Source organism: Novosphingobium aquiterrae (assembly GCF_042434435.1).
GTDB classification, from domain to species: domain Bacteria; phylum Pseudomonadota; class Alphaproteobacteria; order Sphingomonadales; family Sphingomonadaceae; genus Novosphingobium; species Novosphingobium aquiterrae.
This window is the reverse complement of sequence record NZ_JBHLTL010000001.1, coordinates 999,399-1,020,350: the sequence shown is the minus strand read 5'-3', so window position 1 is coordinate 1,020,350 and position 20,952 is coordinate 999,399. Positions and strand designations below refer to the sequence as shown.

12 protein-coding genes are annotated in these 20,952 nt (G+C 64.2%); 7 read left to right on the top strand and 5 right to left on the bottom strand.

The features are described from left to right. Positions 1 to 12: 12 nt before the first annotated feature. Positions 13 to 795, top strand: coding sequence for a 3-hydroxybutyrate dehydrogenase (locus tag ACFFF7_RS04880; RefSeq protein ID WP_379480230.1), 783 nt, complete (start codon positions 13 to 15; stop codon positions 793 to 795). Positions 796 to 825: 30 nt separating this feature from the next. Here the strand turns inward: ACFFF7_RS04880 and ACFFF7_RS04875 are convergent, their stop codons facing one another. The 3 genes from ACFFF7_RS04875 to ACFFF7_RS04865 all read right to left on the bottom strand — a co-directional run bounded on the left by ACFFF7_RS04875 (position 826) and on the right by ACFFF7_RS04865 (position 5,113). After that, entirely contained in the window at positions 826 to 1,854 is a 1,029-nt protein-coding gene (locus ACFFF7_RS04875) for an aspartate-semialdehyde dehydrogenase (protein ID WP_379480229.1), read from the bottom strand. A 246-nt stretch (positions 1,855 to 2,100) separates the two neighbouring features. Continuing rightward, positions 2,101 to 3,420: a glutamate--tRNA ligase gene (gltX, locus tag ACFFF7_RS04870; RefSeq protein ID WP_379480228.1), complete on the bottom strand. Its 1,320-nt coding sequence runs from the start codon at positions 3,418 to 3,420 to the stop codon at positions 2,101 to 2,103. A gap of 31 nt (positions 3,421 to 3,451) precedes the next feature. Beyond that, positions 3,452 to 5,113 (bottom strand): NAD+ synthase, encoded by a 1,662-nt coding sequence (locus tag ACFFF7_RS04865; protein ID WP_379480227.1) that lies wholly within the window; start codon positions 5,111 to 5,113, stop codon positions 3,452 to 3,454. Positions 5,114 to 5,170: 57 nt separating this feature from the next. Here ACFFF7_RS04865 and ACFFF7_RS04860 point away from each other — a divergent pair, with 57 nt between their 5' ends. From ACFFF7_RS04860 to ACFFF7_RS04850, 3 genes are all read left to right on the top strand, one after another. Then, positions 5,171 to 6,289, top strand: coding sequence for a serine hydrolase domain-containing protein (locus ACFFF7_RS04860; protein WP_379480226.1), 1,119 nt, complete (start codon positions 5,171 to 5,173; stop codon positions 6,287 to 6,289). Positions 6,290 to 6,454: 165 nt separating this feature from the next. Next, entirely contained in the window at positions 6,455 to 9,073 is a 2,619-nt protein-coding gene (locus ACFFF7_RS04855) for a TonB-dependent receptor (RefSeq protein ID WP_379480225.1), read from the top strand. A 364-nt stretch (positions 9,074 to 9,437) separates the two neighbouring features. Further along, a complete protein-coding gene (locus ACFFF7_RS04850; RefSeq protein ID WP_379480224.1) occupies positions 9,438 to 10,364 on the top strand; it encodes a serine hydrolase in 927 nt (308 codons plus the stop codon). Positions 10,365 to 10,435: 71 nt separating this feature from the next. Here the strand turns inward: ACFFF7_RS04850 and rpoC are convergent, their stop codons facing one another. After that, positions 10,436 to 14,719, bottom strand: a complete 4,284-nt coding sequence (gene rpoC, locus ACFFF7_RS04845; protein WP_379480223.1) for a DNA-directed RNA polymerase subunit beta' — start codon at positions 14,717 to 14,719, stop codon at positions 10,436 to 10,438. A 71-nt stretch (positions 14,720 to 14,790) separates the two neighbouring features. Next, a complete protein-coding gene (rpoB, locus tag ACFFF7_RS04840) occupies positions 14,791 to 18,951 on the bottom strand; it encodes a DNA-directed RNA polymerase subunit beta (protein WP_379480222.1) in 4,161 nt (1,386 codons plus the stop codon). A 388-nt stretch (positions 18,952 to 19,339) separates the two neighbouring features. On the opposite strand from rpoB, the gene ACFFF7_RS04835 reads away from it, so the two are divergent. From ACFFF7_RS04835 to rplJ, 3 genes are all read left to right on the top strand, one after another. After that, positions 19,340 to 19,894 carry a DUF2975 domain-containing protein gene (locus tag ACFFF7_RS04835; RefSeq protein ID WP_379480221.1) on the top strand — a complete coding sequence of 185 codons (555 nt, stop codon included), beginning with the start codon at positions 19,340 to 19,342 and terminating at the stop codon, positions 19,892 to 19,894. Beyond that, positions 19,894 to 20,100: a helix-turn-helix domain-containing protein gene (locus ACFFF7_RS04830; RefSeq protein ID WP_379480220.1), complete on the top strand. Its 207-nt coding sequence runs from the start codon at positions 19,894 to 19,896 to the stop codon at positions 20,098 to 20,100. Before ACFFF7_RS04835 ends, ACFFF7_RS04830 begins: the two co-directional genes overlap by 1 nt. 295 nt (positions 20,101 to 20,395) lie before the next feature. Further along, positions 20,396 to 20,911 carry a 50S ribosomal protein L10 gene (rplJ, locus tag ACFFF7_RS04825; RefSeq protein ID WP_379480219.1) on the top strand — a complete coding sequence of 172 codons (516 nt, stop codon included), beginning with the start codon at positions 20,396 to 20,398 and terminating at the stop codon, positions 20,909 to 20,911. Positions 20,912 to 20,952: the final 41 nt, after the last annotated feature.

Genomic DNA, 20,952 nt, shown 5'->3' with positions numbered 1-20,952 from the left:
TAGGGTTTGCGCATGGACCTTACCGACAAGATCTGCATCGTCACCGGCGCCGCCAGCGGCATCGGCCTGGGCATCGCCAAGCGCTTTGCGCAGGCCGGGGCAATGGTCGCCATCGCCGACCTCAACCTGGAAGCCGCGCAGGCTGCCGCGGACAGCCTCAACGCGGGCCGGGCTGACTGCGCGATGGCCGTGGCGATGGACGTGACCAGCGAGGAACAGGTCGAGGCCGGGGTCGCTGCAGTGGTTGCACGGAGGGGCACGGTCGACGTTCTGGTCTCCAACGCCGGGATCCAGATCGTCAATCCAGTGCAAGACTTTGCCTATGCCGATTGGAAAAAGATGCTGGCGATCCATCTCGACGGCGCCTTCCTGACCAGCAAGGCGGTGCTGCCGCACATGTACCGGCAGGGATCAGGGGCGGTGATCCTGATGGGCTCGGTCCATTCGAAGACCGCCAGCCCGCTCAAAAGCGCCTATGTCACCGCCAAGCATGGCCTGCTTGGCCTGGCCCGGACGATCGCCCGCGAAGGCGGCGCGCACGGGGTCCGCGCCAACGTGATCTGCCCCGGCTTCGTACGCACACCTTTGGTGGACAAGCAGATCCCCGAACAGGCGAAGGAACTGGGCATTTCCGAGGACGAGGTGGTCAAGAAGGTCATGCTTGGCCAGACCGTCGATGGCGAATTCACTTCGATCGAGGATGTCGCCGAGGTCGCGCTGCTGTTCGCCGCCTTCCCCAGCAATGCGCTGACCGGGCAGAGCCTGGTGGTCAGCCACGGCTGGTTCATGGAGTAAGGGGCGGCCCGCCGGACCGCCCATCCATCTTCATCCCAGCAGCGCCTCGGCGATCTGCACGGCGTTCAGTGCGGCGCCCTTGCGCAGGTTGTCGCCGACCACGAACAGCGCCAGGCCGTTCGCCACGGTCGGATCCTGGCGGACGCGGCCGACGAAGACCGGATCCTTGCCGGTCGCTTCCAGCGGATTGGGCACCGCGCTGATCACCACGCCGGGGGCCTGGCTCAGCAGTTCCAGCGCGCGCGCCACGCTGATCGGGCGTTCGAAAGACAGGTTGAGCGACAGCGAATGCCCGGTGAAGACCGGCACCCGCACGCAGGTTCCCGACACGGGGAGGCCAGGGATTTCCAGGATCTTGCGGCTCTCGTCGCGCAGCTTGGTTTCTTCCTCGGTATAGCCGTCGTCACCCAGTACATAGTTGAGCGGGACGACGTTGTGGGCGATCGGCACGGCCCACTTTTCGGGCGCGGGCAGCAGATCGTCATGGCCGCCTTCGGCCAGTTCGCGGGCGCGGGTGCCGACATGGTCGATCTGGCGCGCCAGGACGTCGATCCCTTCCAGCCCGCCGCCGGAGACTGCCTGATAGGTCGAGGCGACGATCGCCTTGAGCCCGGCCTCGTCGTGCAGCGGCTTGAGCACCGGCATCGCGGCCATGGTGGTGCAGTTGGGGTTGGCGACGATGCCCTTGGGCAGATGATCCAGCGCGTGGGGGTTCACTTCGGCCACCACCAGCGGCACATCCGGGTCGGAACGCCAGGCCGATGAGTTGTCGATCACGATTGCGCCTACGGCCGCGGCCTTCGGTGCCAGCGCCTTCGAGGTTGAACCACCGGCGCTGAACAAGACGATGTCGAGCCCGGAAAAGTCGGCACTGGCGGCATCCTCGATCGTCACGCCGTCAATCACCTTGCCCGCCGAACGGGCCGAAGCGAACAGGCGCAGGCTGGCAAGCGGGAAGTGACGCTCCTTCAGGATCGCCAGCATGGTCGAACCGACCACGCCGGTGGCACCGACAATGCCGACGTTGAGCTTCTGTCCGGGGGCGAAACGCTGAACCATGCTGCTTACTCCTTCGTCATTCGAAAGAGCAGGTCGGGGTTCAGTCAGTTCCGCTATGGAAGGCCCCGCCTGCTCGGTGCGGGGCGGGTTGTCCGGGAAGCCTAAGCGCGCGACCCAACAACCGTACCCGCCGCGGCGGTCGGTTTGCTGGTAATAGTCGGGGCGGTCATCGCGAACATCGCGGGCGCCTCTATCGGCGGCTGCGCGCAATGTAAAACGGTTTTTGCGGCTCGCCGGGTAACTTCCTTAGGCGGACAGCCGCCGCAAGGCTTCGTCCGCGCCGATCAGCGGCAATAGCGCAGCCATGTCGGGGCCGTGTTCGCGGCCGGTCAGGGCTAGGCGCAGCGGCAGGAACAGCGCCTTGCCCTTGCGCCCGGTCGATTCCTTGAGCGCGCCAGTGAGCGCGGCCCAGTCGGCACCGGTGCGCGCCAGGATGCTCGCGGCTTCGCGGAGGAAAGCCGTGTCGTCTTCCGCAAGCGCCGGCGCCGCAACCGGCCCGGTCACCACCTGCCACCAGTCCGCCGCTTCGCCGATGTGCTGAAGGTTCGGCCGAATTGCCTGCCACGCCGCTTCCTCCATGCCTTCGGGCAGCAGGTGAGCGACCCGGGCAAAGGGCAGGCGGTGGACCACCGCGGCGTTGACCCGGTGCAGTTCAGCCTCGTCAAAACGAGCTGGCGCGCGCCCGAAGCGGGCAAGGTCGAACTGCTCGGCCAGCGCGGCAGCATCGAGCGCGGGATCGACCGGATCGCTGGTTCCAAGGCGGGCAAGCAGGCCGACCAGTGCCTCGGGTTCGATCCCCTCGTCGCGCAGTGCGGAAACGCCAAGCGAGCCGAGCCGCTTCGACAGCTTGCCCTCGGTCCCGGTCAGCAAGGCCTCATGGGCGAAGCGCGGTGGCTGCGCACCCAGCGCTAGGAACATCTGCACCTGGCTGGCGGTGTTGGAGACGTGGTCCTCGCCGCGCAGCACGTCGGTTACGCCCATTGCCACGTCATCGATCACCGAAGGCAGCAGATAGAGCCACGACCCATCGGCGCGGCGGACCACCGGGTCGCTCATCTTGGCCGGGTCGAAGTGCTGGGGCCCGCGGATGCCGTCGGTCCATGCGATCGGCGCGGCGCGGTCGAGCAGGAAGCGCCAGTGCGGCCTTTCGCCTGCGGCTTCCTTCGCAGCGTGATCGGCTGCGGTAAGGCTCAACGCCGCGCGGTCGTAGATTGGCGGCAGACCGCGCCCGAGCAGAATCTTGCGCTTGAGCTCCAGCTCCTGCGCCGTCTCATAACAGCGATAGACCCGGCCGGCAGCGACCAGCTTCTGGAACTCGGCCTCGTAAAGATCAAACCGGGCGGACTGCCGCTCTTCGCCGTCCCAGTTGAGGCCGAGCCATTCGAGGTCGGCCTTGATGCTGGTGACATGCTCCTCGCGGCTGCGTTCCTGATCGGTATCGTCGATGCGCAGCAGGAAGCGCCCGCCGTGCTTCTTTGCCAGCAGCCAGTTGTGGAGCGCCGCGCGGACGTTGCCGACGTGCAGCGTACCGGTGGGACTGGGGGCGAAACGGGTGGTGACGGTCATGGCGCGCGGTTAGCGCCTAGCGGGCGCGAAGTCACGCGCTCCGGAACGCATGGGTGATCGGATAGCGCCGGTCGCGCCCGAAGTTGCGAGTGCCCAGCTTGACCCCCGGCGGGGCCTGGCGACGCTTGTATTCGGCAATGTTGAGCAGCCGCTCGATCCGCACCACCACGTCGCGATCGAAGCCTTCGGCGGTCAGCTGGTCGACGCTCTTCTCGTGCTCGACCAGGCCGAGCAGGATCCCGTCGAGCACCTTGTAGGGCGGCAGCGAATCCTCGTCCTTCTGATCGGGACGCAGTTCGGCCGACGGGGGCCGGGTAATGATCCCCTCGGGCATCACCGGGCCGTCGGGTCCCAGGCCGATCTTGGGCTTGTGCCGATTGCGCCATTCGCTGATCGCGAAAACCGTCATCTTGTAGGCGTCCTTGAGCGGGTTGTAGCCGCCCGCCATGTCGCCATAGATCGTTGCATAGCCGACGCTCATCTCGCTCTTGTTGCCGGTGGTCAGCAGCATCGGGCCGAACTTGTTGGACAGCGCCATCAGCGTGACGCCGCGGATCCGCGACTGGACGTTTTCTTCGGTGATGTCGTATTCCTTGTCCGCGAAGCTCCCCGCCAGCATCTCGTCAAAAGCCATGACCGCCGGGTTGATCGGGATCGTCTCGTACCTGCAGCCGATCATCCGCGCGCATTCGGTGGCCAGATCCAGGCTCAGCTGGCTGGTGAAGCGGCTGGGCAGCATGACGCACCACACCCGGTCCGGGCCCAGCGCGTCGGCGGCGATCGCGGCGCAGATCGCCGAGTCGATTCCGCCCGACAGGCCGAGCACCACGCCGGGGAAGCGGTTGCGACCGACATAGTCGCGCAGCGCCAGCACCATCGCGCAGTAAATGTCCTCGGGGTGATCGGCGAGCGGGGCGATCGCGCCCCTGTCGCAGCGCCAGCCGGTCGCCGTTCGGGTCCAGGTGGTGGTGACCTCCTGTTCTTCCCAGTCGGTCATCTGCACGGCAAGCGAACCGTCGCCGTTGACCACGAAGCTGGCCCCGTCGAAGACCAGCTCGTCCTGCCCGCCGACGCGGTTGAGGTAGGCCAGCGGCAGGCCGGTATCGACCGCGCGGCGCTTGGCCACGCCGTCGATCCGCAGCGTGTCCTTGTCGATCTCGTAAGGGCTGCCGTTGATGCACAGCAGCAGCTCGGCGCCGAAATCGGCGAGGTGGCGGCACACATCGGGGTGCCAGATGTCCTCGCAGATCGGCAGGCCGATCATCACGCCCTTGAACACGATCGGTTCGGGCAGCGGCCCGGGCTGGAACAGGCGTACTTCGTCGAAGGTGCCATAATTGGGCAGCTCGTGCTTGAATCTGACCTGGGCGACCTTGCCTTCGTGCAGCAGCGCGATGCCGTTGTGGAGGTTGCCGTCGCGCACAAAGATCGAGCCGACGAGCATCGCCGGCCCGCCGTCGGCGGTCTGCGCCGCGAGGTCTTCCAGCGCCTCTGCAGCCCGCGCAACAAAGGCCGGCTTGAGCACCAGATCCTCGGCGGGATAGCCGACCAGCTGCATTTCCGGGAACACCACCAGATCGGACCCGGCGGCACGGGCGCGGTCGCGAGCGGCGAGCATGGCGGCGGCATTGCCGGCCATGTCGCCGACAACCTGGTTGAGCTGGGCAAGGGTAATGACAAGGCGATCGGTCATTTCTCTTCCCTAGGCACTGCTGCCGCGTTAGCCAATGGGCGATAAGGGAGAGACCGAATGTTCGAACAAGCCTTTGCCAGTGCTAATCTGCCGAGCGCGGTGGGAATGATCGTCGACCGCGATGGCGTGCGTTACAGCAAGGCGCTGGGTGTGACTGCCGTTGAGGACGGGACCCCGGTTACCGAGGACACCCCGTTCCAGATCGCTTCGATGACCAAGGCGCTGGCCACTGTCGCCGCGCTGCAGCAGGTCGAGGCCGGGCGGCTGAGCCTTGACGGGCCGATCGGCGATATCCTGCCCGAGCTGGCGGATGCCCAGGTCCTGACCGGCTTCGATTCCGCCGGCCAGCCGCAGACCCGGTCCGCGGCCCGGCCGATCACATTGCGCCACCTGCTGACCCACACCGCGGGCTTCGGCTATTTCTTCATCCATCCCGAGCTGTTGCAGTATTTCGCCGCGGTCGGCATGCCTGAACCCGGCTCGATGGCCGGGATCCGCACCCCGCTGCTCTACGATCCGGGCGACAAGTGGGAATATTCGGTCTCGATCGACTGGGCCGGGCTGGCAGTTGAAGCGGTGACCGGCAGCCGGCTGGGCGATTACATGTCCGAACACCTGTTTGCCCCGCTCGGCATGACCGGGACCGGATTTCACGACAGCCTGCCGGCCGGCGCGGCCCAGGTCCACGTCCATGACGAAAGCGGCGCGCTGAAAGTCCAGCCGATGTTCCTCGGCGGCGGCGAATACCACAATGCCGGGGGCGGACTGATCGGCACCGCACCGGACTATGCCCGGTTCGTGCGGATGGTGCTGAACGGCGGCGAGCTGGAGGGCCAGCGCGTGCTGAGTCAGGCAACAATCGCCGAAATGAGCAGCAACCAGATCGGCTCGATCCGAGCCGGCTACATGGGCAGCGCCATGCCGCACCTTGCCCCGCCCTTCGACGGTTTCCCCGGCCAGCACACCGGCTGGACGCTGGGCTTTCTGACCAATCCCGAACCCGGTCCCAATGGCCGTTCGGCGGGCAGCCTCAACTGGGCCGGGATCTTCAATTCCTATTACTGGATCGATCCGGCCAAGGGGTTGGGCGGGGTGTTCATGAGCCAGCTTTCGCCCTTCGGCGATCCCGGCGCGCTGGCCTGCTTCGGGGCGCTGGAGCGCATGGCCTACGCTTGAGAAGTGTTCACAACCAGACAGCAATCGATTACAACAGCGTAGCATAATTGCCGCAGTCTGCGATTAAGTTGCGCGTGGTTCGCGGTGTCGATTGACGCCGTTGGTCGCAATTTCTAGGCCCGCTCCATCGATGCCCCGACCGGGCTCGTTGGGAGAATTACCTTTATGATCAAGTCCGAGCGTTTCGTGCGTGTCGCGCTGCTGTCCACCATCGGCATGCTGTCGATGGGTGTTGCCACAGCGGCCCATGCCCAGGAACAGACCCCTGCCGCCACCGATACCGCCACAGCCGATGAAGAGGTCGGCGGTGAGATCATTGTCACCGCAAGCAAGCGCGAAAAGACCCTGCAGGACACGCCGATCTCGGTTTCGGTGACCGGCGCTGAAGCGATCAAGCGTTCGCAGGTGCGCGACCTGATCGACCTGCAGACGCTGGTTCCCTCGCTGAAGGTCGGCCAGCTGCAAAGCTCGGCCAACACCAATTTCATCATCCGCGGCTTCGGTAACGGTGCCAACAATGCCGGGATCGAACCCTCGGTCGGCGTGTTCATCGACGGGGTCTATCGGTCGCGTTCGGCCGCCCAGATCGGCGATCTGCCCAACATCCAGCGCATCGAAGTGCTGCGCGGCCCGCAGTCGACGCTGTTCGGCAAGAACGCCTCGGCCGGGATCATCAGCATCGTCACCAAGGAGCCGCAGTTCAAGTTCGGCGGCAACCTTGAGGCCAGCTACGGCAATTACAACGCCATCGTCGTCAAGGGCGACATCACCGGTCCGATCTCGGAAACGCTGGCTTTCAGCCTGGGCGGCAATTTCAACAAGCGCGATGGCTTCAGCAAGTACATCAACCTCAATCAGGACAACAACAACCGCAACCGCTGGGGCCTGCGCGGCCAGCTGCTGTTCGAACCGTCGGATGCCTTCAAGCTGCGGATCATCGGCGATTACGACAAGATCGATGAAGTGTGCTGCTCGATCTCGAACATCTTCGATGGCCCGACCGGCAATGCGGTGCGTGCCCTGGGCGGCAACCTGGTGTCGAACCAGCCCTATGCGCTCGACAGTTATGCCAACTTCGCATCGATCAACAAGATCGACAACTATGGCATTTCGGCCCAGGCCGACTTCGATCTGACCGATACGCTGTCGCTGACCAGCATCAGTGCCTACCGCGCGGTGCGGTCATTCACCAACGCGGATTCGGACTTCACCAGCGCCGATCTGATCGGTGAAAACAGCAACCATACCAAGATCGACACCTATACCCAGGAACTGCGGATCGCGTCGAACTTCGACGGCCCGGTCAACTTTCTGCTGGGTGCCTACGGCTTCCACGAGAAGATCGATAGCCAGGCGCAACTGCTCTACGGCAAGGACTTCCGCGGCTATGCCAACCTGCTGACCGGCGGCAATTACAGCGCCTTCGAACCGACCCTGCGCGCACTCAACGGTATTCCGGCAACTGTCGCGCCGTTCGGCTCGCAAGGCCTGGGGCGTCATGAAGATTACAATTACACCAACGATGCGCTGTCGATCTTCGGTCAGCTCGATTTCGAACCGGTCGAGAACCTGACCCTGACCGTTGGTGCCAACTACACCAACGACTGGAAGAAGGTGGCGACCAACAATTCGACAACCGACACCTTCTCGACCATTGATCTGGTTCAGACTGGCGCCAATGCCGGCCTTCCGGGCTCGATTCCGGCGGGCATCTACACGCCGGGGATTCTCTATCCGCGGACTAACAGCTGTTCGACGGTGACTGGCGCGCCGCCGGCCTCGCCGGGGAATCCGACGCGCTCGGGCTCCTGCAATCCCTTCCTCGCCTTTGCTCCGCTGCAGTTCCTGCCCGGGTTCCTGAACTTCCCCAACGTGGTGGAAAGCGGCAAGACGCATGACGACAACCTGTCGTACACGCTGCGCGCCAACTACAAGTTTAGCCGCCAGCTGAGCGTCTATGCAACCTACGCCACCGGCTTCAAGGCCACTTCGTTCAACCTCTCGTACGACAGCCGTCCCTTCGCGGCCGACTTCATCCCGGGTTCGCCCGCCCAGGTCCCGGCTCCGGCGGCTTCGCCGATCCGCACCGCCGGGCTGGCGCTGGCCAACCTGACCACTGGCACGCGCTTTGCCCGTCCGGAAAAGTCGCAGGTCTATGAAGTCGGCGTCAAGGGCCAGTTTGAAGGCTTCGGTTTCAACCTGGCGGTGTTCAAGCAGATCCTCAAGGACTTCCAGAGCAACGTGTTCCAGGGCACCGGCTTCGTGCTGGGCAATGCCGAAAAGCAGTCGACTGTCGGCTTCGAACTCGATGGCTCGCTGACCCCGGTCAAGGGCCTGAACTTCACCGCATCGGTGACCTACCTCGATCCGAAGTACGACCTGTTCACCGGCGGATCGGCGTTCAACCCGCTGACCAACACGGTGGTCCCGACCAACCTGACCGGACAGACGCCCAGCGGCATTTCCGACTGGTCGGTTGCGGTCGGCGGCACCTACACGCTGGATGTCGGCGGCGACAACAGCGTCACCTTCCACACCGACTATGCGATGAACAGCGCCTACCAGATCGCCCAGGGCCTGCCCTACAAGGCTTCGGTCGAATCGCTCAACGCTTCGATTGCCTTTGGCCTCGCCAACGGCCTCGAGTTCAGCGTCTGGGGCCGCAATCTGACCGAACCGCAGTACAACCCGGTGATCTTCCCCGGGGTGGCGCAGACCGGCAGCCTCTCGGGCTACCCGCCGCCGCCGGCGACCTATGGCGGCACCGTGCGCTTCAAGTTCTGATCGCACCAAAGCCGGACAACGAAAACCCCGTCGGAGCGATCCGGCGGGGTTTTCCACGCCCTGGCCGCATTTGCGGCTCGCCTCCCCTTCCGCCCCGGACGACGCGGCGCTAGGCTCCGGTCGAACCATGACCCTGCTGCAGCACCGCGAAGTTACCGAAACTCTCAATCGCAGACTTGCGCGTGCAAGCAGATCGCGTTTGCGCCGGAGCGTACTCGCAGTTGGGCTTTGCCTCGCCACCATTGCCGGGGTTGCAACACTTGTCGCCTATCGCGCTCCAATTGACCGGGCGATAGCCGGCCCCGCAAAGCCCTATGTCCACGCCGCCTCCGCACCGGTTAAGTGCCAACCGCGTCCCACTGGCTTGCAGCAGGAGCTTTCAGCCATCGCGGCGGGATTCGACGGCAAGGTGGGCATCGCGATCAGCCAGGCGGGCTGCGGCTGGATTGTCGGGGAACGCACCGGCGAATATTTCCCGCAGCAAAGCGTCTCGAAACTGTGGGTTGCGTTAAGCGTCCTGGATGCAGTGGACCGGGGGCAGTTGGCCCTGGCCCAACCGATGACCCTGCGTGCAGAGGACCAGGTTGTCTTCAATCAGCCGCTACGGTGGAAAGTGCTCGAGCTTGGCGGCCTGACCCTGCCGGTACAGACACTGATGCAGGATGCGTTGTCGCTGTCCGATAACATGGCCAACGACAAGCTGCTCTGGCAAGTCGGTGGTCCTCGGCGGGTTCGCGCGGTGTTGGCCGAGCGTAAGCTTGGCGGTATCCGCTTCGGCCCGGGCGAGCGGCTGCTGCAGAGCCAGATCGCTGGGGTCACTTGGACCCCCGATCTGGCGACTGGTTACAATTTTGAGCGCGCGCGCGATCGTTTGCCGCTCGATCAGCGCGCTGCGCTCCTCGCCCGATATGTCGCCGATCCGCTCGATGGGGCGACCCCCGCCGCAATTGCCCAGGCAATGGCGCGGCTTGGCCGGGGCGAGCTGCTGTCCGCGCAATCGACTGCGGTGCTGCTTGATATCATGGCCCATTCCAAAAGCGGACCACTGCGGCTCAAGGGCGGTCTGGCACCTGGCTGGAAGGCCTACCACAAGACCGGCACAGGCCAGGAGCTGCGCGGGGTCCAGACCGGGTTCAACGATGTCGCGATGATCGAGGCGCCGGATGGCACGCAGTACGGCGTGGCGGTCATGATCGGTGAAACCCGCCTGCCCAATCCTGCCCGGCTAGGAATGATGCAAGCGGTAACGCGGGCCTTGATCGCGTCGCACGAACAAGCCCACCGCAGTTAGTTGCACGACTGAACAAAAAGCCCCGCCGGATCGCTCCGGCGGGGCTTTGATTGGGCCAGGATTGGCAGCGCTTATTCGGCGCCGTCGTCCTTGATCAGGTATTCGCCGGCATCGGCGTCGGTGCCGTGGGTCTCACCCTCGACCGCCGCCAGCGGATCGGACAGACCGGCCGCTTCCGGCCCCTGGGCCAGTTCGGCGGCATGCTCTTCCGCGGCGCTGGCCGGTGCGATCAGGCTTTCCTGCAGCTTGCGGTAGGACGCCCGCAGCGCGGCATCGCGGCTGGTGGCCGCCACGCGCAGGCGGTTCATGCCCGCACCGGTACCGGCAGGAATGAGCCGGCCGACGATGACGTTTTCCTTCAGGCCGATCAGGCTGTCGCGCTTTCCTTCGACCGCCGCCTGCGTCAGCACGCGGGTGGTTTCCTGGAACGACGCAGCAGAAATGAACGAACGCGTCTGGAGCGAGGCTTTGGTGATACCCAGCAGCACCGGCTTGCCCACGGCCGGAGCCTGACCGGTTTCCAGCTTGGCGTTGTATTCGTCCATTTCCTCGCGGTCGACCTGTTCGCCGGCCAGCAGCACGGTATCGCCGCCGTCGGTGATCTCAACCTTCTGCAGCATCTGGCGAACGATCACCTCGATGTGCTTGTCGTTGATCTTCACGCCCTGCAGGCGGTAGACTTCCTGGATTTCCGCGACGAGGTATTCGGCCAGCGCCTCAACCCCCAGGACTTCCAGGATTTCGTGCGGGTTGGGCGATCCCGAGATCAGGTTGTCGCCCTTCTTGACCCAGTCGCCTTCCTGAACGTCGATCACCTTGGACTTGGGGATCAGGTATTCCACCGGTTCGCCCTCTTCCGGGATGATCGCGATCTTGCGCTTGGCCTTGTAATCGCGAACGAATTCGATCCGGCCCGAGGCCTTCGCGATGATCGCGTTGTCCTTGGGGATGCGAGCTTCGAACAGTTCCGCAACGCGCGGCAGACCACCGGTGATGTCGCGGGTCTTGGCGGCTTCGCGGCTGGCGCGGGCCAGCACGTCGCCGGCCGACACTTCCTGTCCGTCTTCGACCGACAGGGTGGTGCCCGGCGCCATCATGTAGCGCGCGGCCTCGCCCGACTGTTCGTCAAGGAGGGTCAGACGCGGACGCAGGTCTTCCTTCTTCGAACGGCTGGCCGAACGGTTCTCGGTCACCACGCGACTGCTCATGCCGGTGGCTTCGTCGGTCGCTTCGGTCAGGGTCTTGCCGTCGATCAGGTCCTGGTACTTCACGATACCCGGCTTTTCGGTGATCACCGGCAGCGTGAACGGATCCCATTCGGCCAGACGATCGCCTTCGGTGATGATCGCGCCGTCTTCGTGGAGCAGGTGGGTACCATAGGGCACGCGGTGGATCGCGCGTTCACGCCCTTCGGTGTCCATCACCACGATCTCGCCGTTACGGGCAAGGCTGAGGCGGCGGCCGCGCTTGTCGACGATCGTCGGGATGTCGCGGTAAACCACGGTACCGTCGCTGATCGCTTCGAGGTGCGACTGTTCGTTGACCTGGGCCGCGCCGCCGATGTGGAAGGTCCGCATGGTCAACTGGGTGCCAGGTTCACCGATCGACTGGGCGGCAATGACGCCGACCGCTTCGCCAATGTTCACCGGGGTCCCGCGGGCCAGATCGCGGCCATAGCAGGTTGCGCAGACGCCCTGTTCGGCTTCGCAGATCAACGGGCTGCGGATCCGTGCGGCCTGGATGCCGGTGGCCTCGATCGCAGCCACGGCGGCTTCGTCGAGCAGGTCGCCCTTGGCGGCGACGACCGCGCCGTCCTTGTTGACGATATCCTCGGCCAGGGTGCGGCCCAGGATGCGTTCGGCAAGGCTGGCGATGGTCGAACCGCCCTGGACGATCGAGCGCATTTCCAGCGCGCGTTCGGTACCGCAATCGTCGATCACGACAACGCAGTCCTGCGACACGTCGACCAGACGGCGGGTCAGGTAACCCGAGTTTGCCGTCTTGAGCGCCGTGTCGGCCAGACCCTTGCGGGCGCCGTGGGTCGAGTTGAAGTATTCAAGGACGGTCAGGCCCTCCTTGAAGTTCGAGATGATCGGGGTCTCGATGATCTCGCCCGAAGGCTTGGCCATCAGCCCGCGCATACCCGCCAGCTGCTTCATCTGGGTCGGCGAACCACGCGCACCGGAGTGCGACATCATGTAGATCGAGTTGATCGGCTTCTGACGGCCCGTTTCCGGGTCGATCGGGCTGGCCTTGATCTCGTCCATCATGGCGTTGGCCACCTGATCGCCGCAGCGGCTCCAGGCGTCGATCACCTTGTTGTACTTTTCCTGCTGGGTGATCAGGCCGTCCTGGTACTGCTGCTCATAGTCGGCAACCAGAGCCTTGGTCTCGTCAACCAGCGCCACCTTGCTGTCGGGGATGATCATGTCGTCCTTGCCGAACGAGATCCCCGCCTTGAACGCGTTGCGGAAGCCCAGCGCCATGATGGCGTCGGCAAACAGCACCGTGTCCTTCTGGCCAGTGTGGCGATAGACCTGGTCGATGACGTCGCCGATTTCCTTCTTGGTCAGCACCTTGTTGACCACATCGAAGGGCACGGTGTGCGACTTGGGCAGGCATTCGCCGATCAGCATGCGGCCGGGGGTGGTTTCGAAGCGCTTCTGGTACTGCTGACCCTTCTCGTCGGTCTGCGGCACGCGGGCGATGATCTTCGAATGGAGCGTCACCGCACCCACTTCCAGCGCCTGATGGACTTCAGCCATGTCGGAGAACATCATCCCGGCGCCGGGCTCGTTCTCGCGGTCGATCGACAGGTAGTACAGGCCCAGAACCATGTCCTGCGACGGCACGATGATCGGCTTGCCGTTGGCGGGGCTGAGGATGTTGTTGGTCGACATCATCAGCACGCGTGCTTCCAGCTGGGCTTCCAGCGAAAGCGGCACGTGGACCGCCATCTGGTCACCGTCGAAGTCGGCGTTGAAGGCCGAGCAGACCAGCGGGTGCAGCTGGATCGCCTTGCCCTCGATCAGCACGGGTTCAAAGGCCTGGATGCCCAGACGGTGCAGCGTCGGCGCGCGGTTGAGCAGCACCGGGTGTTCGCGGATCACTTCGTCCAGGATGTCCCAGACTTCCTTGCGTTCCTTCTCGACCCACTTCTTGGCCTGCTTGAGGGTCATCGACAGACCCTTGGCATCGAGGCGGGCGTAGATGAACGGCTTGAACAGTTCGAGCGCCATCTTCTTGGGCAGGCCGCACTGGTGGAGCTTGAGTTCCGGCCCGGTCACGATGACCGAACGGCCCGAATAGTCGACGCGCTTGCCCAGCAGGTTCTGGCGGAAGCGGCCCTGCTTGCCCTTGAGCATGTCGGACAGCGACTTCAGCGGACGCTTGTTGGCACCGGTGATCACGCGGCCGCGGCGGCCGTTGTCGAACAGGGCGTCAACGGCTTCCTGCAGCATGCGCTTTTCGTTGCGGACGATGATGTCCGGCGCGCGCAGCTCGATCAGACGTTTGAGGCGGTTGTTGCGGTTGATGACGCGGCGATAGAGATCGTTGAGATCCGACGTCGCGAAGCGGCCACCGTCAAGCGGCACCAGCGGGCGCAGTTCGGGCGGAATGACCGGGACGACATCAAGGATCATCCATTCCGGACGGTTGCCCGAATCGATGAAGCTTTCGACGACCTTCAACCGCTTGATGATCTTCTTGGGCTTGAGCTCGGACTTGGTAACCCGCAGCTCTTCCATCAGATCGTCGCGCTCTTGCACGAGGTCGAGGCTCATCAGCATGTGCTTGACCGCTTCGGCACCGATCCCGGCGCTGAAGGCGTCTTCGCCGTACTCGTCCTGGTACTCGTAGAGTTCGTCTTCGGTCAGCAACTGGTACTTTTCAAGCGGGGTCAGGCCCGGCTCGATCACCACGTAGCTTTCGAAGTAGAGGATGCGCTCAAGCTGCTTGAGCTGCATGTCGAGGAGCAGGCCGATGCGCGACGGCAGCGACTTGAGGAACCAGATGTGCGCAACCGGCGCGGCCAGTTCGATGTGGCCCATGCGCTCGCGGCGGACCTTGGTCACGGTCACTTCGACGCCGCACTTTTCGCAGACGACGCCCTTGTACTTCATGCGCTTGTACTTGCCGCACAGGCACTCGTAGTCCTTCACCGGACCGAAGATGCGGGCGCAGAACAGGCCGTCGCGCTCCGGCTTGAAGGTCCGGTAGTTGATCGTTTCCGGCTTCTTGATCTCGCCGAACGACCACGAACGGATACGCTCGGGGCTGGCAAGGCCGATCTGGATCTGGTCGAAGGTTTCGGGCTTCGCCATCTGGTTGGTGAACTTGGTAAGGTCGTTCATGTTTCAGTCCCTCTTGGGGTGAATGTCGTGGGCGGGGCGGGGAAGGGCGGCCCGAAGACCGCCCGGTTCCCTTATTCCGCGGCCTCCGCGTAATCGTCGTCATCGCTCTCTTCGACGATGCTCGACAGCTCGACGTTGAGGCCCAGGCTGCGCATTTCCTTGACAAGCACGTTGAAGCTCTCGGGAATGCCGGCCTCGAAGGTGTCGTCGCCCTTGACGATCGCTTCGTAGACCTTGGTGCGGCCGACCACGTCGTCCGATTTCACCGTCAGCATTTCCTGCAAGGTATAGGCGGCGCCGTAGGCCTGGAGCGCCCAGACCTCCATTTCGCCGAAGCGCTGGCCGCCGAACTGCGCCTTGCCGCCCAGCGGCTGCTGGGTGACGAGGCTGTACGGCCCGATCGAGCGCGCGTGGATCTTGTCGTCGACCAGGTGGTGCAGCTTGAGCATGTAGATGTAGCCCACGGTGACCTTGCGGTCGAAGGCCTCACCGGTGCGCCCGTCATACAGCGTGACCTGGCCCGAGGTATCGAGCCCGGCCTTTTCCAGCATGGCCGAAACGTCGGCTTCGCGGGCACCGTCGAACACCGGGGTCCCCATCGGCACGCCGTTCTTCAGCAGTTGCGCCATGTCGACGATCTGGTCGACCGAGCGCGCGTCGATCTGGGCATGATAGTTCTCGCCGTAGATGTCCTTGAGCTTGTCGATCAGCGCGGTCGGCGGGGCGGCCGCTTCGGGGTTGGGATTGTCGTGGCGCCACTGTTCCAGCGCCGCAGTCACCTGCTGGCCCAGACCGCGCGCGGCCCAGCCCAGGTGGGTTTCGAAGATCTGCCCGACGTTCATGCGGCTGGGCACGCCCAGCGGGTTGAGCACGATGTCGACCGGCGTACCGTCTTCCAGGAACGGCATGTCTTCCTGCGGCAGGATGCGCGAAATGACACCCTTGTTGCCGTGGCGGCCGGCCATCTTGTCGCCCGGCTGCAGCTTGCGCTTCACCGCGACGAAGACCTTGACCATCTTGAGCACGCCGGGGGCGAGTTCGTCGCCGCGTTCAAGCTTTTCCTTGCGGTCCTCGAACTTCTCCTGGATCGCCTTGACGGTCTCGTCGTACTGCGCCTTGACCGCTTCGAGCTGGCCCTGGACACGGTCGTCGGCCACCGCGAACTTCCACCATTCGTGGCGCTCGACCTCGGCCAGGCCGGCCTCGTCGATGGTGTCGCCCTTCTTGAAGCCCTTCGGCGCTGCAGCAGCCACCTGGCCGATCAGCATGTCCTTGAGACGGTTGTAGGTGGCGCGGTTGAGAATGCCGCGTTCGTCCTCGCGGTCCTTGGCGAGGCGTTCGATTTCCTCGTTCTGGATGGCGCGGGTACGGTCATCGACCTCGATGCCGTGACGGTTGAACACGCGCACGTCGACGATCGTGCCCGAGACGCCCGGCGGCAGGCGGAGCGAAGTGTCACGCACGTCGCTGGCCTTTTCGCCGAAGATCGCGCGCAGCAGCTTTTCTTCAGGGGTCATCGGGCTTTCGCCCTTCGGCGTGATCTTGCCGACCAGGATGTCGCCCGGATGCACTTCGGCGCCGATGTAGACGATGCCCGCTTCGTCGAGGTTGCGCAGTGCTTCCTCGCCCACGTTGGGAATGTCGCGGGTGATGTCTTCAGGCCCAAGCTTGGTGTCGCGGGCCATCACTTCGAATTCGTCGATGTGGATCGAGGTGAACACGTCGTCCTTGACGATGCGTTCGCTGATCAGGATCGAGTCTTCGTAGTTGTAGCCGTTCCACGGCATGAACGCGACCAGGCTGTTGCGGCCCAGCGCCAGTTCGCCCAGCTCGGTCGAGGGACCGTCGGCCAGGATATCGCCGGTTTCGACCACGTCGCCGACCTTCACCAGCGGACGCTGGTTGATGCAGGTCGACTGGTTGGAGCGTTCGAACTTCTGCAGGCGGTAGATGTCGACGCCCGACTGGCCGGGTTCGATATCGCCGCTGGCGCGGATCACGATGCGGGTGGCGTCGACCTGGTCGACGATGCCCGCGCGCAGCGCCGAGATTGCCGCGCCGGAATCGCGCGCCACGGTTTCTTCCATGCCGGTGCCGACGAACGGTGCCTCGGCCTGGACCAGCGGCACCGCCTGGCGCTGCATGTTCGAGCCCATCAGCGCGCGGTTGGCGTCATCGTTTTCCAGGAACGGAATGAGCGAGGCGGCGACCGAGACCAGCTGCTTGGGCGAAACGTCCATTAGCGTGACCAGATCGCGCGGGCTCATCACGAATTCGCCGCTGTCGCGCGCCGAGATCAGTTCCTCGACGAACGAGCCGTCGGCGTTGAGCTCGGCCGAAGCCTGGGCGACAACGTGCTTCTGCTCTTCCATCGCCGACAGGTAGACGACCTCGCCGGTCACCTTGCCGTCGATCACCTTGCGGTACGGAGTTTCGATGAAGCCGTACTTGTTGACCCGGGCGAAGGTCGACAGCGAGTTGATCAGGCCGATGTTCGGGCCTTCCGGCGTTTCGATCGGGCAGATCCGGCCATAGTGCGTCGGGTGGACGTCGCGGACTTCGAAGCCGGCGCGCTCACGGGTCAGGCCGCCCGGCCCGAGCGCCGAGACGCGGCGCTTGTGAGTGACTTCGGACAACGGGTTGGTCTGGTCCATGAACTGCGAGAGCTGCGACGAACCGAAGAACTCGCGCACCGCGGCGACCGCGGGCTTGGCGTTGATCAGGTCGTTGGGCATCACGGTCGACACGTCGACGCTGCTCATCCGTTCCTTGACCGCGCGTTCCATGCGCAGCAGGCCGACGCGGTACTGGTTTTCAAGCAGCTCGCCGACCGAGCGGACCCGGCGGTTGCCGAGGTTGTCGATGTCGTCGACTTCGCCCTTGCCGTCCTTGAGGTTCACCAGCTCCTTGACCACGGCAAGGATGTCCTCGCTGCGCAGGGTGGTGACGGTATCCTCGGCATCGAGCTGCAGACGCATGTTGAGCTTGACCCGGCCCACGGCCGAGAGGTCGTAGCGGTCGGGATCGAAGAACAGGCCGTCGAACAGCGCTTCGGCGGTTTCGCGCGTCGGCGGTTCGCCCGGGCGCATCACCCGGTAGATATCGGCCAGCGCATGATCGCGGTCCTCGGCCTTGTCGGCCTTCAGCGTGTTGCGGATCCACGGCCCGGTGTTGACGTGGTCGATGTCGAGCAATTCGAGCTGGTCGATCCCGGCCTTGTCGAGCGCATCGAGGTTTTCCGGCGACACTTCGTCACCGGCTTCGATGTAGATGCGGCCGGTGCTCTCGTCGATCAGGTCGAGCGCCGAATAGCGACCGAAGACTTCCTCGGTCGGGATCAGCAGTTCAGCGAGGCCGTCCTTTTCCGCCTTGTTGGCGGCGCGCGGGCTGATCTTGGTGCCGGCAGGGAAGATCACTTCGCCCGACTTGGCGTCGACGATGTCGAACGCCGGCTTCTGACCGCGCCATTGCTCGGTCTGATAGGGCAAGCGCCAGCCGCCTTCGCCGCGCTTCCAGGTGACGGTCTGGTAGAAATAGCCGAGGATGTCCTCGTTCCCCAGGCCCAGCGCGTGCAGCAGCGCGGTGACCGGCAGCTTGCGCTTGCGGTCGATGCGGACGTTGACGATGTCCTTGGCGTCGAATTCGAAATCGAGCCACGATCCGCGATAGGGGATGACGCGGGCAGCGAACAGATACTTGCCGCTGGAATGCGTCTTGCCGCGGTCATGGTCGAACAGCACACCCGGCGAGCGGTGCATCTGCGACACGATGACGCGTTCGGTGCCGTTGATGATGAAAGTGCCGTTCTCGGTCATGAGCGGCATGTCGCCCATGTAGACGTCCTGCTCCTTGATATCGAGCACCGAGCGGGTTTCGGTTTCGGCATCCACTTCGAACACGATCAGGCGCAGCGTGACCTTCATTGGCGCGGCATAGGTGATCCCGCGCTGGCGGCACTCGGTGGTGTCGTACTTGGGGTCTTCCAGCTCGTAATGGACGAAGTCCAATTCGCTGGTGCCGGCGAAATCGCGGATCGGGAAGACCGAGCGCAGGGTCTTTTCCAGCCCCGAGACATAGCCGGTGGCCGGATCGGAGCGCAGGAACTGCTCGTACGATTCGCGCTGCACCTCGATCAGGTTCGGCATTTTCACCACTTCGTGGATGTCGCCGAAGATCTTGCGGATGCGGCGCTTGGCCGATGCGCGGAGCGTGGGGGCGGGCTTGGTTGCCATGAGGGAAGGAGCCTCTTTCGCTGGGGTGCCGGACAGGAAATCCGGCGAAAAACTGTGCCACGCGCGGTGTGGTGGCATCCATCGGACGTCAAAAAGGCCGCATGGCAATCGCCCCTGTTTCGCAGAAGCGGCCCGCAGCCTTTGGCGTCAGATGAATTGTCCGAAGCTTCCTTCCGTGGACGCCCCCCGCGCATGGGACGCCCTTGCTCGAAGCCCTGGGCAGGGGTGGCATATAGGAAGGAGGTGCCGGCTTGTCAAACCTGACCATCTCGATCGCGCATATCGTTTTTCAATATTATCGATTGACGATATGGCGAATCAGGTATATCGAAAAACGATATGGGGCGGCGCAGGACATTGCCGGCTGCGCACTGACAAGGATCTGACTATGAAAATGCTGCTGCAACAGTTTGCCCGTGATTTCGGCGAGCTCGGTGTCAAGGGAATGAAAGGCGATGGCCTGCTGATCGCCGCCAAGGTGCTGCTCTATGTCCTGCTGGTCGGCCTGATCCTCAGCTTCGTCATGAGCATAGTCGGGCTGGTCGGCTATGGCGTGTCGCAAGGTACCGCGCTGCTGGTCTCCCCGCTCGAGCCCGTGTGGCGACCAGCTACGCGCCTGCTGATCGGACTGGCCGCACTCGATACGGCGATCGGGATCGTTCTGCGACTGATGGCGCTGATCGACACTGTAGAAAGCGGCGAGGTCTTTGCCATGGCCAATGCCAAGCGGCTGGAATGGATCGGCGGCGCGGTGGTCGGGCTTATGGCGCTGGGCTTCTTTGCCAACATGATCGGCGTTGCGGTGCGCGGTGACATCAACGGCTTCCCGGTCAGCATCGATCCCGCTCCTGGCGGCGTCGCCATTGCCCTGCTGCTGTTTATCCTTGCGCGCGTGTTCCGCAAGGGCGCGGAAATGCAGGGCGACCTTGAGGGAACGGTCTGATGCCAGTCGTAATTCACCTCGACGAACTTCTCTCGGCGCGCGGCATGACGCTGACCCAGCTGTCCGATCGGGTCGACATCACCCTTGCGAACCTGTCGATCCTCAAGACCGGCAAGGCCAAGGCGATCCGCTTTTCGACGCTTGAGGCGATCTGCCAGGTGCTCGAATGCCAACCGGGGGATCTGCTGGGCTATGCGGCGGAATAGCGGCAATCCTTGACTCAGGGGCGGGTGCTGCTATTGGCCCGCCCCGACCGGCACGGATTCGTCCGCTCCGGTCAGCCGTCCGAGACAGTTGCTGAGGGTTCCCCTCTTAATTTGCAGCCTAGACGGGGACAGAGATTTACGCGGCCCCTGCCTTTGCGCAAGGTCCGCCTTCGACGTGGTTCACGTCCTCCTTCCCCTTCGAACGGACTCGCCCGTGGTGCACCCTGCGCCATGGACATACGTAGCCGGCCGTGCGGGGGTTCGCTCACGCGCGGTCATTTTGAAGGAGTAAGGCATGGATCGTTCGCAGAAAGCCGAATCGGTCGCTTCGCTCAACGCAAGTCTTGCCGAGGCCGGCGTGGTGGTTGTCACCCGCAACCTCGGGCTGACGGTGGCCCAGTCCACCGTTCTGCGCGGCAAGGTGCGTGATGCGGGTGCGACCTACAAGGTTGCGAAGAATCGTCTTGCCAAGCTTGCCATCCAGGACACCGACTACGCCGGTATCGACGAGTTCCTGACCGGCCCGACCGCTCTTGCCGTTTCGGCAGATCCGGTTGCCGCCGCGAAGGCTGTCGTCGAATTCGCCAAGACGAACGACAAGCTCGAAATCGTCGGCGGATCGATGGGTGCACAGGTTCTGAATGCGGACGGGATCAAGGCGCTCGCCTCGATGCCCTCGCTCGACGAACTGCGCGCCAAGGTCATCGGCCTGGTCCAGGCACCGGCCACCAAGGTCGCCCAGCTTGCCACCGCTCCGGCGGCCAAGCTGGCTCGCGTCTTCGGGGCCTATGCCGCCAAGGATGCTGCTTAAGACGTTTTCGTACGATTTACCGGAGTTATGGGCGCCGCCCG

Bases quoted from the DNA above. Each gene is read 5' to 3' on its own strand.
- ACFFF7_RS04880 (WP_379480230.1), top strand. From the start codon at position 13: ATGGACCTTACCGACAAGATCTGCATCGTCACCGGCGCCGCCAGCGGC.
- ACFFF7_RS04875 (WP_379480229.1), bottom strand. From the start codon at position 1,854: ATGGTTCAGCGTTTCGCCCCCGGACAGAAGCTCAACGTCGGCATTGTC.
- gltX (WP_379480228.1), bottom strand. From the start codon at position 3,420: ATGACCGTCACCACCCGTTTCGCCCCCAGTCCCACCGGTACGCTGCAC.
- ACFFF7_RS04865 (WP_379480227.1), bottom strand. From the start codon at position 5,113: ATGACCGATCGCCTTGTCATTACCCTTGCCCAGCTCAACCAGGTTGTC.
- ACFFF7_RS04860 (WP_379480226.1), top strand. From the start codon at position 5,171: ATGTTCGAACAAGCCTTTGCCAGTGCTAATCTGCCGAGCGCGGTGGGA.
- ACFFF7_RS04855 (WP_379480225.1), top strand. From the start codon at position 6,455: ATGATCAAGTCCGAGCGTTTCGTGCGTGTCGCGCTGCTGTCCACCATC.
- rpoC (WP_379480223.1), bottom strand. From the start codon at position 14,719: ATGAACGACCTTACCAAGTTCACCAACCAGATGGCGAAGCCCGAAACC.
- rpoB (WP_379480222.1), bottom strand. From the start codon at position 18,951: ATGGCAACCAAGCCCGCCCCCACGCTCCGCGCATCGGCCAAGCGCCGC.
- ACFFF7_RS04835 (WP_379480221.1), top strand. From the start codon at position 19,340: ATGAAAATGCTGCTGCAACAGTTTGCCCGTGATTTCGGCGAGCTCGGT.
- ACFFF7_RS04830 (WP_379480220.1), top strand. From the start codon at position 19,894: ATGCCAGTCGTAATTCACCTCGACGAACTTCTCTCGGCGCGCGGCATG.
- rplJ (WP_379480219.1), top strand. From the start codon at position 20,396: ATGGATCGTTCGCAGAAAGCCGAATCGGTCGCTTCGCTCAACGCAAGT.